This is a genomic window from Butyricimonas synergistica DSM 23225 (assembly GCF_000379665.1).
GTDB lineage: Bacteria > Bacteroidota > Bacteroidia > Bacteroidales > Marinifilaceae > Butyricimonas > Butyricimonas synergistica.
Genome location: NZ_KB903359.1, coordinates 1,765,213 through 1,778,172, shown reverse-complemented (window position 1 = coordinate 1,778,172; position 12,960 = coordinate 1,765,213). Strand labels below are relative to the sequence as shown.

Here is a 12,960-nt window from a genome sequence, read left to right as displayed (position 1 = left end):
CATCAGAGAATATTAAAAAAGAATAGTATGAAAAGAATCATATATCTCGTGTGGGTATCCCTTTTCTTGTTCGGTTTTTGCAATCAGTTAATGGCAAGGAAGAAGAAACAGGAATCCCGGAAAGTAGAACAACAAACCCCTTACGACAAGCTCTTCAAGGGCAAGACGATGAAGACCGCCCGGGGGATAATGACTGTGCATAAGTGGAAGGATAAGGTATACGTTGAATTTCCTGTCAACCTGTTAGGAAAGGATATGATGCTTGTTTCTTCTATCGAAGATATTAGCGATAATGGAGAAGGGGTAGTCGGGCAGTTTGCCGGTTATTCTTTACCGCTTCGTTTTACCCGTTTGGATTCGTTTTTGCATGCTCGAATCTCGTTAATCGATAAACCTCTGAACAACAGCACTCGGCGGAATATCGACGAAGCGATTGAACAGGCGAATGCCGGTGGAATTTACGCCATGTTCAAAGTTTTAGCTTTTACACCGGATAGCAGTGCAATCGTCGTAGACATGACCTCTCTATTTATGGAGTATTCCCCGTATACGACTCCCTTTGCTCCTTACGCTGCCAATTCATTCTACGGGTATATAGCCCGTGAGCACAATTTCAAGAAGGAGTGTTCCTTCCTGAAAGACGTGAAAGCCTTTGACAATAACATCGCCGTGCAGTGCGAATTGGGTTTCGTGGAGAACCAATACTTGTTTGGGGCTTTTAAGATTACACCTGGTGACGTGAAAGTGTCGGTAACGGTTAATAAAATTCTTTTGCAATTGCCCGAGAAGCCGATGAAGCCCCGTTTTGCCGATCCCCGTCTAGGGGTTGCTTTTACACGGGTGTCCCATTTCCCGGACGAGAAGAAACCTTTGGAGCAGACCCATTACACGAAACGCTGGCGTCTGGAACCGACAGATGTGGCGGCTTATAACCGGGGAGAATCTGTTGAACCCCGGAAACCGATTGTCTTCTACATGGATTCGTTGATGCCGGGGGCATGGAAAAAGTATGTGAAAGAAGGTGTCGAGGCGTGGAACGAGGCGTTTGAGGCTATCGGTTTCAAGAATGTAGTGCGTGTCGTTGACTTTCCGTCTGATGACCCCGATTTTGACGCCAACAATATAAAGTATTCAACCATTCGCTATGCGCCCCTGTGGTTGGATATGCAGAGTTCCATGCATATAGACCCGAGGACAGGCGAGATACTGAATGCTTCCCTTTATCTCTACGACGGGATGGTGTCTGGTTTGCAAAACGACCGGAAATTAACTACAATGGCTGCAGATCCGGGTGTGAGGCGGGCTTTTTTACCGGAAGAAATGGTAGGCGATCTGATTCGGACTACCGTGATGCGGGAGACGGGGATCAACCTTGGGCTCCTTTATAACGCGGGAGCTTCCGGTGCTTACCCGGTTGATTCTTTACGTTCTCCCGCTTTTACGCGGGAATATGGCTTGAGCCCATCGATCATGGACAACGTGCCTTGCAATTATATTGCCCAGCCAGGTGACCCGGAACGAGGGGTACGCATGACACCCAAGGGGTTGGGAGAGTATGATTATTATGCCATCGGTTGGCTGTATAAGCCGATCTTCCAGGCGAATACCCCGTGGGATGAACTCGTGACGCTGGATAGTTGGATCAAGGCGGGACGGGGTAACCCGAATCTCCGCTACGGGAAAATGCCTTATTATTATTACGATCCCACTTCGTTTGCCGGGGACTTGGGTGACGATCACCTGAAGTCCTTGCAGTATGCCGTCAATAACCTGAAATTATCCCTTCGGTATTTCTTCGAGTGGTATGCCGATGAGGATACGGATACACGGAAGCGTGCACTGATGTATAATGCCTTGGGTTACCAGTTGCGGAAACGGATTAATGATCTTTCTGTTAACCTCGGGGGATTCTACCAGCAGGAGGCTTTCTCTGACGAGAATGTACCCGCTTACGTCGTGGTACCCCGTGCCACTCAGAAAGCGGCATTGAAATACATGGTGGAATTGGCGAAAGACCTTTCGTGGCTCGATAACAAGGACGTGGAGCGCAAATTGGAAATCCGGAACTCGATGGAAGACCAGATTCGCGGCTTTATCCTGGGTACGTTGACTTTCAGGATAAAGTACGTAGCTCTAGGGGCAGAGAAAGGCGGGGATTATTCCGTGAAGGAATACATGGACGATATTTATAATGCCGTGTGGGAAGGTACGATCAAAAACCGTCCCTTGAAAAAGTACGAGATGGATTTGCAGCGGGATTTCTTGGGAAGCGTGGTCGCCTCGTCAACGATAACCACCACGGCGGGGAATTTTACGCCTCGCAAGGGATTGGTGGAGAGCGAACTCTCGGAATTACCGGGCATCGACCGCCGAGAGGTGGAACGAATGATGCGAAATTCTTACTGGTTCCCGGAGAAAGTGCTGACAGGCGAGAGAAATGGGTTCTCGCCCAATACGCGGGTAATCATGCCGGGTAATTGCGTGCCTGTCGACCACTATTTCAATATGCTGTTCCGTGTACGGGATTTGCTGAACACCGCCGTGGCAAAGAGTAGCGGGGATACCCGCCTGCACTACGAGTATCTGCTCTACAAGATCAAGAAGATGCTAGATAACAAATAATGTATTGTATGAATAATTAAATTACGTATGGAAGAACCAATTATTAGAGTGGAAAACTTATCCCATCGTTACAGCATCCAGTGGGCGATACGGGATATAAACTTCGAGATCACCAGGAATGGTATTTACGGCCTGCTCGGCTCTAACGGCGCCGGGAAATCGACCACGATGAATATTATTTGCGGGGTGTTGAAGCAAACGCAAGGAGATGTTTGGATCAAGGGAATCAATTTGCGGGAGAACCCGGTGGAAGCGAAAAAGCACCTTGGGTTTCTCCCCCAAAAGCCACCTTTGCATACCGACTTAACCGTTGAGGAGTACCTTATCCATTGCGCGAATATGCGCTTGATGCCGGGGAAAGAGATTCCCAGGGCAGTTCGGGATGTTATGGTGCGTTGCGGAATATCGCATTTTAGCCATCGCCTGATACGTAATCTTTCCGGAGGATACCAACAGCGGCTGGGTATCGCGCAAGCGATTATCCATAACCCCGATTTTGTCGTGCTGGATGAACCGACGAACGGGCTCGACCCGAACCAGATCGTGGAAATTCGCCACTTGATCAAGGAAATCGCGGAAGAACGTACGGTGATCTTGTCTACACATATCCTGTCTGAGGTACAGGTCACGTGCGACTATATCCGGATGATTGAGGAAGGGCAACTCGTGTTTGCCGGAACGGTGGATGACTTCGATAACTATATAGTGCCTGACACTCTTATCGTTTCCCTTGTCAATGCACCGGCGCCGGAAGAATTGAAAGCGTTGGATGGGGTGCTGGGCGTCGAGGAGCTGGGCGGCAAGAATTATCGGGTGCGTTTTACTGATGCTACCGAGGTTACGGAACGTATCGTGGAAACCAGCGTGGCGCGGGGGTGGAGGTTGACGGGTATCCAGGTAGAGAAGAGTTCGATGGACTCTGTTTTTGCCGAGTTATCAAAGAAGTAAATCACTTAATAAACAGACAAGAAAATGAAGACAATATATAAAATAGCCCGCACGGAATTGCAAACCCTGTTCTATTCACCCGTGGCGTGGCTTATCCTGGTGATTTTTACTTTCCAGGCGAGCATGGCGTTTACTGATATGCTCGGGAGTTACGTCCGTAGCCAGTCACTTGGCTACCGCTTGTGGAGCGTGACGGAGGGCACGTTCGGCGGTATGCGGGGATTGTTCACTCAGATGCAACAATATCTCTACCTTTACATACCCCTGTTGACGATGAGTTTAATGAGCCGGGAGTTGAGCAGTGGCTCCATCAAGCTGCTGTACTCCTCGCCGGTGACGAACGTGCAGATTATCCTTGGGAAATATCTTTCTATGATGATTTACGGGCTCGTGCTGGCAGGGATATTGTTTATATACATGATTTTTGCCGCCTGTGCGGTGGAGAATGCCGATTTCCCGGCGATGCTTTCGGGACTCCTGGGGCTTTACTTGTTATTGTGTGCTTACGCCGCTATCGGGTTGTTTATGTCGAGTGTCACTTCTTATCAAGTCGTGGCGGCGATGGGCACTCTGGCAATGCTTGCCGTGTTGAACTATGTGAAAGGGATGTGGCAGGATATCGAGTTCGTCCGGGATATTACCTACTGGTTGGCGATCGGTGGGCGTGCGGACGAATTTATCCGGGGATTGATATGTAGTGAAGATGTCTTGTATTTTTTAATTGTAATCGTGCTTTTTCTGATGCTTTCCATCATCCGCCTGCAAGGACGGCGTCAGAGAACTTCCTGGGCGGTGACGTGGGGAAAATATGCCGGAGTCGTTATGGCGGCGATGCTCATGGGGTACATCACGTCCCGTCCTCATTTTATGTCATTTTACGATGCTACCCACACGAAGATGCGCACGCTGACGCCTAATAGCCAGGATATCGTGGCTCGGATGGACGGAAAGCTGACGATCACTACGTTCGTGAATATTCTGGAGGAAAATTACTGGGCGGGGTTACCGCGGAACGTGAATGACGATCTTCGGCGTTTCAGAATGTACACCCGTTTTAAGCCGGAGATCACGATGAAGTATATTTATTATTACGATAAGGCGAAAAATCCTGAATTGGATCGGGCTTACCCGAATCTGTCCGACCGGGAGCGGATGTTGAAACGAGCCCAGATATGGGATTTGGATTCCAATCTGTTCATGCGACCGGAGGACGTGAAGAAAATCGTTGACCTTGAGCCCGAGGGTAATCGTTTCGTGCGTCTGCTCGAACGGGAAAACGGGGAGAAAACTTTCTTGCGTATATTTGATGATATACAGCGTTTCCCTTTCGAGACGGAGATTTCGGCAGCATTCAAGCGATTGGTGATGGAGTTACCCTTGGTTGGGTTCGTGAAAGGGCACGGCGAACGGGATTGTATTCGGGAAGGCGACCGGGATTACAATCGTTTCGCGCAGGATAAGCCTTACCGCTACTCGTTGATAAATCAGGGTTTCGACTTCATGGAGTTGACCCTCGACAAGCCCGTGCCTGAGAACGTGAATATCATGGTGATTGCTGATATGCGTCACGGGTTGACCGCACGGGAAAAGGAGCATCTGGATGCTTATGTTGCCCGTGGAGGTAATTTAGTCATTGCCGGAGAACCTCGTCGCCAAGAGGTCATGAACCCGATTGTCGAGTCGTTTGGGGTGAAATTCTTACCGGGACGTTTGGTGAAAACGAGCGAGAATTTCGATCCGGATTTCATCATTGCCCGCCCTACAAAGGAGGCGAAGGACATTGCTTATGTTTTCGAAACGCTTTATCGAAGGGAATACGTGGTAACTATGCCTGGAAGTACGGCTTTGGAATACACGGAGGATAAAGGATTCCAGGTAACTCCGCTTTTCGTGAGTGACACTATTGGCAGTTGGAACGAAGTGGAAACGACCGACTTTCTGGATGATACTGTCCGCATGAATCCTGCCGTGGGAGAAGTGGAACGTTCCTATCCCACGGTGTTGGCATTGTCCCGTCAGGTTGGGGATAAAGAACAACGTATCCTTATCCTCGGTGATGCTGATTGTTTGAGCAACGGGGAGATCAGTATAGGTCGGAAAGATGTTCCGGCAGCCAATTACTCTCTCATCTCCGGTTCATTCTTTTGGCTTTCGGAGGAGGAAGTGCCGATCGATGTTCGTCGTCCCACGCCTCCCGATAATGCTGTACGCCTCGGAATGGATGGTATGTACTATTGGAAAATCGTGTTGATGGGTATCCTGCCGGGTATTCTGGCATTCTTCGCTATCTTTATCTGGGTACGCCGGAGAGGAAGATGATAAATAATTGAAAATGCAGAATTGAAAATGAAAAAGAATTTCAATTCTGCATTTTGCACGTTTAAAATTTGTATTATGAAAAAGTATAGTTTATTATTTGTAGTGTTATTATGCTATGTGGTAACAGAAGTAAACGCTCAATCGAAGGATACTACTTCCCGAAAAAAAGTAATTCAAGAAGTAACTTCTACGAAAGAAACATGGATGTCTAAGATAATCTTTCTGAATGGGGGTAAGATGATGAAAATTAAAGAGTCTATAATTCAAAAAGGAACCCCGCTTACCGTTGAGGTGGCTTGGAACCCGGAATTAGTAGAAAAAATTGTTTTTGATACTTTGGTCTACAAAGTCACGCCTCGAGATATCAAAAACTGAAAATACACGTTCGTGGTTAAACCGGAAAAAACGACGATATATAACATTAAGTACTATTATCGAAACGGTAAAGAAGAATTAGCTTCTCGTAAAATTACGGTGACAGATAAAAATGGAGTCGAAATAAAAGAAGAAGTGAAGAGCAAGCAACAAGGAAAAAATAAGTGACGTTTATCTTTAACCATCAAAATAAGTATTATGAAAATTAAAATATTAATGGTAGTCATGTGCTTTTTTATCATGACTTTTGGGGGAATAAATACTTCTATAGCACAGAGTATTACGCCTTCCGAAACAACTGTGGAGATGTATCAAGGTGCTACACATGAAACAGAATTAACTGTTAATACAAATGGATATAGAGTGATAAATAGGTGGTATATATCAAGTGATCCGTTTGTAGTAAATGTAGTTGAAATCAATTTTTATAGTTTAACGAATAATATATTCGGGTGAATTTTGAAATTTATGGGGGCAAAGCCTGTGAATGTTGGGATTGCCGTAATAACTGCTAATGTAATGCTTGAAGATGAGTATGGGATGCGACAAGTCATATCGTCGAATATATTTGTTCGGATAATGGAAAGCCCTATTGGATGGCGACAAGTTTTATCCACGTTGAAAAATATAATGATTGGTGATGCGATAAAAAAAGATAACTGATAATTTCTGGGCTTTATTTTAATTACTAAATACAATAATATCATGGATTTGAAAAACGTAAAAGTGGTAGCATCATACGAAGCCAGGTTGGTGTGTCGTTCGTTTAACTTTTGGATATTGTTTTTACTTGCCGTGGGAGGAATTTCTTTATGGCAATGGCTGATACAAGGGAAAGTGACCCTATCGAGTTGGAGTTGGTTGATGCACCACCAAACGTTTTCTTTTCCGCTAGTTAATGCTTATCTTTACAATATTGTACAGGCTTTTTTTGTCATCTTCCTGGTGACTAACCTATTTTTTCGGGAACGGCGGGGAGAAACGATTGCGTCGTTACATGCCCGTCCGGTGAGCAACGGGGAGTATCTTCTCGGCAAGACGGTTGGGATCATTTTTGTTCTTCTTTCAGTAGGCTTTTTTTCCCTACTCGTGTGTTGCGGGATGAATATTTGGGGTAGTCAGGCACCTTTTAATCCATTGTATTATTTGTATTATTTCTTGACGTTGACAATACCGTCGCTGGTGTTTTTCACGGGATTTGCCTTATGGATAACGTGGTTGACCCGTTCTCGGGCATTGTCGATGTTACTATTATTAGTGTTTCTCTATTGTTCGGTCGCAATTTTACCGGGTGTATTCCACGGGCTGTTTGATTTTTCCGGGAGTACTTTGTCAAATGTTTTCTCTGTGGCGACCGGACACGTGGAAGGTTGGAATTATTTGCTTCACCGATTGGCTTATTTATTAGCAGGAATCGGCTTGATCTGTTGGACAATTCGTTTGCAGGAGCGATTGCCTAATGAGCGACGAATAGTAATTCGATTTAGTTACAGTGGTATCATCTTGTTGTTTATCGGGATATTATTGGGAGGTATTTACGCTAGTGGCTTCGTGCGGGAAAAATCTGCACGTGCCGAATATCGTGCTGCTTTTGTTCGTCATGACGTAGAAGAGTCCTGTCGGGTGTCGCAGCATAGTATCACGTTCCGTCAAGCCGGTGATCGAATCATATCTGCCAGTGAATTGACGTTACGTAACCCAAACAATAAACCGGTATCTCGTTTGGTGTTGTACTTGAATCCGGGATTAGAGGTGGAGTGTTTGGAAGAGCGGGGTAAATCGCTTGCCTTTACTCGTGACGCCCAGGTGGTCGTGGTCGAACGTTTCCTGGCAGCGGGGGATAGTGTTCATTTGTTCATGCGTTATTCCGGTGTGCCGGATGGACGGATAGCTTATCTGGACTTAGAGGATGCGGCGTATTATGACACGAAACGTGGTAATAACTTCTTCCACCTGGGGCGTCGCCATGTATTGGTGAGTGACGCCTCTTTGATACTGGTGCCGGAAGTGATGTGGTATCCAGTGACCGTCCCGCCCGTCAATCCTTCCTTCCCGTTTTTATCGGGTAGTGATTACACGTTTTATCGCCTCCAGGTGGTGGCTCCCGTTCAACCGGTAGTGTTGTCTCAGGGGGAGCGTCGTCGACAAGGCGACACTTTACAGTTTTTGCCGTCTCGCCCCTTGGAAGGCATCTCTCTTTGTGCTGGGGATTACGAGCACAAGACGATAAATTTACAAGATATACTGGTAGATTGGTATTATTTTAAAGGACATGATTTTGTAACACCTATCGTTAAACAATTTGATGAGAAAGAGTTATTAGGGCAAATAGGAAAGGATGTTCTAATGAATTTAGGAAAGATTGCCTCTTTTTCTATTTATGACTCGGGGAAAGTAGATAGTATTTCAGATTTCATGGTACGTCGGGATTGGTACTCGGGGGAAGGGAGTCGCTTGCAGTTGGTGGAGACTCCACTCCCGTTTGTTTCTCATGCTCGGGTTTGGAAAGGGCGGAGCGAATATATTCAACCGGGAATGGTGTTGTTAGGTGAGCGGGGAGTGGGAATGGATATGAGTGCTTATACTTACTTTTTGAAGAAAGATGAGAAACAAGCAGAAGAGTCGATACGTCTGATAATGGGTGCCCGTTTTGTAACGATTCCTTTTTTAAGCCAGACAAGTGCCAAAAATATGAGTAATCCGTTTTGGGAAAGGCTTAATCCCAAGGCTTACACGAGTCGTTCTGCGATAATATACCCGTATTGTTGCCTGCCTCTTTTTTTAGAACCGTCGGTGACAATCACCTCTTCCCGTTACTGGACGATTGACCGGATATTAAAACAATTCATTGCCAAGGGAAAAGATTATAGCACAAAATCTTATTCAAGAATTAAAAGAGAAATAATAACCGATAATAGCGATTTAGCTGCTCACTTTTATTTACAGGATCACACGTTGGAGGAAGCAGCACAAGATCCGAGTGTATCGCCTTACGTTTTGCAGAAAATGGTGGATTTGAAAATGGTGACTTTGTTGGATCAGGTGGCAGTTTATGTTTCACAAGGGAAGTTTTATCATTTTTTGCGCTCTTTTTATACCACGCATTGCGGGGAAGTTCCCCTTGACACGTTGTGCTATGCGATACAATCGAGCTTGGGATTTGATTTCAATCAAGTATTACAAACATGGGGATCGCAAGCCGCAACTAGTTTTCGGGTTCAAGATTTAAAAGTTGAACGGGTCGAACTAGGATATGGTCGCGGGTCGATGGCTCATTTCCAAATTTGGAATGCGGGAAAGCACCCTGGTTTTATTGTTTATTCTTTTTACCCGAGAGAATTCAATTATCTTTTACTTCAGCCAGGTGAATGCAAAGAAGTTCATTTACTAGGGTATTCCAACACATTTACACTGGATCTTGGCATCTCTTGTAATCTCCCATCGGTAATGCGTGTCACGGAAGCCGGAACAACCCGGGACACGATGGAACGGATACAGGATATATCCCCATCGGTATTTGAACCAAAGCTTGGAGAAATCGTGGTCGACAACGAAGACCCCGGCTTCCGATTAATCCTTCCCAAAGCTAAATGGTTTGATTTATTCTTTAAAAAGAAATCATATAGCAGAAATGATGGAGGAATGATCTTGACGGGACCCTGGCGTAAAGAGTTTGCAGGAAAATACTACGGGAATGAGTACAGGAGTGTTTATCAGAAGAGAGCCGAGAACGGATCATCTCAAGCGGAATGGTCGGCTGATATTCCGGAAGATGGAATTTATGAGATTTTCGTGATGTGCCCCGATATAGTGTTTTATATTCCCGAGGTACAATACTATACGGTAAGTGGCGAGGGATTGGAAGCCAAGGAAATCATGCTTCCTTGGGAAAAAGGGGAATGGGCTTCTTTAGGTCAATTTGAATTGAAACAAGGGAAATCATTCGTCGTGTTGAATGATAGATCCCCGAAAGAGGAAGAGAAAGAAAAGGATAAACCTCACTTTCCTTCTCAGACAATGACTGTGGCTGATGCCGTAAAGTGGGTGAAGGTCAAGGCTGGCAAATGAAAAGAAGTTAAATGAAACAGATCATTGAGGCTTTCTTATTTTTAAATGTATAACAATTAAATGGAAAATTATGAAGAAAATTTTTAGAACAACAATGGCAATATGCCTATTTATTATGACTATGTTGGTAGTAAATACTTTTAAGACTCAAGCTCAATCTGTACGTGCGGTTGAACCGGTTGTCACGATGCTCGTGAATCAATGGCGCCAAATTTCATTGGTTCCTGAAGAAGGATATAGAATAATAGCTGCGGAAGTTGGTAGTCACAACCAAAATGTGTCTGTACAGATTACTACGGGAGAATGGACTTGTGAAATTTTTGGGAATGAAAGTACTACCACAACAATAGTATTTGAGGTAGAAATAGAGGATGAATATGGTGCAGGATGGACGGTATTTGTATATGTAAATGTTATGGTACTAGACATCAATACTGCTTTGAATGTTTTGCAGCCCGAATTACCTGATTTAATGTTTGCGATAAGACAAAATGAGTTATTGAGATTTGTTTAATCATGAGGTAAGTTTATGAATTTAATTCAATGGAAGAGAGTTATATTTATGGTTTTGTTTTGCTGCATAGTCTTGGGTGTATACGTTTATTTCGAAAAATCGGGAATCACGAATGTCGAATCCTCGGATAAAAACTACTCCATTCAAAAAGGAAGTTCCGTTACCATTGTCGAAGAATCGAGAAAAACAAACATGACTATGGATTTCTCGAATAAAAACAAGCCTATTCAAAAAGGAGATTCTGTTACAATTCTCGTGGAATGGAATACTCAAGAGATTTCGAACATTATATTCGAAAACTTGTACACGCCAACCGAGAAAGAGGTTAAAAATGGGAAATACACTCTCGTGGTTAAACCTGAAAAAATCATTACATATCAGATAACGAAGGTGCCCACGAGAGGAAGAAAACCAACTACTTTTCCCTATAAAATTGCAGTACTTGACGAGAATGGAGTTCAATTAGAGGATACTACTTCTCGGGAAATAGTGATTTGAAAAATTGTCTAAAAGAAGAAATAATGACGTCTAGTGTGATTTTTTTTGAATGAGGGTAAGAAAATGAAAATTCAAGAGTCTATTGACAATAATATGTTGTTTCAGTTTTTATTGCTGGATTGCATTTGCTAATTTGTTGTTGGAAATTGAGAATTGAATGGATAAAGGTAGATTTATGAAAATAAAGTTTTGAATTATAGTATCGAAACGAGTGAGTTTTCTTTCTTTAAGGGGCATTCCGTGAGAATCGGGATGCCTCCTCTGTTTTTTTTCACGGGATGATTTCTATATTTTTCCGAGTCGGGGAGTGCTTTTTTGAAAAAGTCCTGTATATTTGTCTGGAAGAAGTGAATGCGTTTATCATGATAGAGGATTCAGGTAAAGGATTAGTTTTGATAAAAAGTGTGTACAAAGAGATATTTATGGAATATTATAAACCATTGTGTCTTTTTGCCTAGAAAATATTGTTATATGAGTAAGATGGAAAAGTCGGTGGGCAATCCGCACCGACTTTTCCATACGGGTAAATTGGCTGATATTTTTTCGGAAGTCGGTCATCCAGTGTATGATGAGGAATATGACCGTCCGAAGCCTGCTTCCCCGTATGGTATTGCCGGTTGGCTTAACCGGGGAGATAAAGTCGTGTTGTACGATCGTTACGATATGTGGGTCGTGGATTTGGCAGGAGATAGCCCCTTCTCTTCTTTAACCGGGGAATGGGGAAGGAAGAATTAACGGGTATTGCGTTTGATTGATGGGCAAGGTGATGAAAAATTACTTGATCTCACCAGTGATCTGTTTTTTGTATACCAAGAACACGGAAACACTTGAATGCGGGATATATAAGTTGTTGCCTTCCCGAAAATTGAAAAGATTAATGGAGAAAGTATTTGCGTTGAGGATACACTATGACGAAACAGAGCTATGTTGGTTTTAGGGATTTGTGATGGAGCAAAATGAATTTTGTAAAACCTGTATGGGTAACGGAGGCGAATCCGCAACAAAAGGATTATTATTGGGGAAGTGTGAATTTGGTCGAGTTGAAATGTTGATTGCCATACGAATCTATTTAAATGGTGCTAGTCCGGGGGCTGCCGTATCCGCTATGACTTCTGCTTATTTTGGGATACGAGAGGGAAGTGGAATGCCTCGTATGTTCATGTATGAAGAAACGCAGGGAAGAATGGGAAAGATGTTTTGGGAAGATATCGAGGGCTATGTTAAAAATTCTCCTATTTTTTATGCGGATAAAATACAAACTCCTTTGTTGATATTTCATTGCGATGGGGATGATGCCGTACCTTATTCCGAGGGGTTGAACTTGTTTTTGGCGATGAGGCGTTTGCATAAACCGGCTTGGCTGCTTAATTACAAGGGAGAGAGGCATTTCTTGTATAACGATGCTGCACGGCGGGATTGGACGATTCGGCTAAAACAGTTTTTTGATTATTACTTGAGGGATTCTTCCCTCCCTCGCTGGATGAAAGAAGGAATACTTTTGGATGAACGGGGAATAGATCAAAAATATGATTTGATAGAATGAAATTTCCCTTGTCGGTTACCATTTGCGGAAACAATATTTGTAAAAATAACCGGACGAACGTGATTAAATACTA

The 12,960-nt window shown here is 44.0% G+C and carries 10 protein-coding genes and 1 pseudogene; all 11 read left to right on the top strand.

Going from position 1 to position 12,960, the window contains the following annotated elements; all coding sequences use genetic code 11:
- The first annotated feature begins 27 nt into the window (after positions 1–27).
- Positions 28–2,622, top strand: a complete 2,595-nt coding sequence (locus tag A3CY_RS0107785) for a zinc-dependent metalloprotease (RefSeq protein ID WP_018337350.1) — start codon at positions 28–30, stop codon at positions 2,620–2,622.
- Between the two features lie 27 nt (positions 2,623–2,649).
- On the top strand, positions 2,650–3,570 hold the full coding sequence (locus A3CY_RS0107780) for an ABC transporter ATP-binding protein (RefSeq protein ID WP_018337349.1): 921 nt from the start codon (positions 2,650–2,652) through the stop codon (positions 3,568–3,570).
- A gap of 24 nt (positions 3,571–3,594) precedes the next feature.
- Positions 3,595–5,889: a Gldg family protein gene (locus tag A3CY_RS0107775; protein WP_018337348.1), complete on the top strand. Its 2,295-nt coding sequence runs from the start codon at positions 3,595–3,597 to the stop codon at positions 5,887–5,889.
- 75 nt (positions 5,890–5,964) lie between these two features.
- Entirely contained in the window at positions 5,965–6,264 is a 300-nt protein-coding gene (locus A3CY_RS0107770; RefSeq protein WP_155828215.1) for a hypothetical protein, read from the top strand.
- Positions 6,265–6,276: 12 nt separating this feature from the next.
- The gene (locus A3CY_RS22910; RefSeq protein ID WP_018337346.1) at positions 6,277–6,432 is read left to right on the top strand and encodes a hypothetical protein; all 156 of its coding nucleotides are present in this window, start codon (positions 6,277–6,279) and stop codon (positions 6,430–6,432) included.
- A 30-nt stretch (positions 6,433–6,462) separates the two neighbouring features.
- On the top strand, positions 6,463–6,720 hold the full coding sequence (locus A3CY_RS0107760; protein ID WP_018337345.1) for a hypothetical protein: 258 nt from the start codon (positions 6,463–6,465) through the stop codon (positions 6,718–6,720).
- Positions 6,721–6,969: 249 nt separating this feature from the next.
- The gene (locus A3CY_RS0107750; RefSeq protein WP_018337343.1) at positions 6,970–10,332 is read left to right on the top strand and encodes a golvesin C-terminal-like domain-containing protein; all 3,363 of its coding nucleotides are present in this window, start codon (positions 6,970–6,972) and stop codon (positions 10,330–10,332) included.
- A 70-nt stretch (positions 10,333–10,402) separates the two neighbouring features.
- Positions 10,403–10,846: a hypothetical protein gene (locus A3CY_RS0107745; protein WP_018337342.1), complete on the top strand. Its 444-nt coding sequence runs from the start codon at positions 10,403–10,405 to the stop codon at positions 10,844–10,846.
- Between the two features lie 15 nt (positions 10,847–10,861).
- Positions 10,862–11,344 (top strand): hypothetical protein, encoded by a 483-nt coding sequence (locus A3CY_RS0107740; RefSeq protein ID WP_155828214.1) that lies wholly within the window; start codon positions 10,862–10,864, stop codon positions 11,342–11,344.
- Positions 11,345–11,815: 471 nt separating this feature from the next.
- Entirely contained in the window at positions 11,816–12,079 is a 264-nt protein-coding gene (locus A3CY_RS23280; RefSeq protein ID WP_026207428.1) for a hypothetical protein, read from the top strand.
- A gap of 343 nt (positions 12,080–12,422) precedes the next feature.
- Positions 12,423–12,887: pseudogene (locus A3CY_RS23275) on the top strand (alpha/beta hydrolase family protein); the annotation flags it as partial.
- Positions 12,888–12,960: the final 73 nt, after the last annotated feature.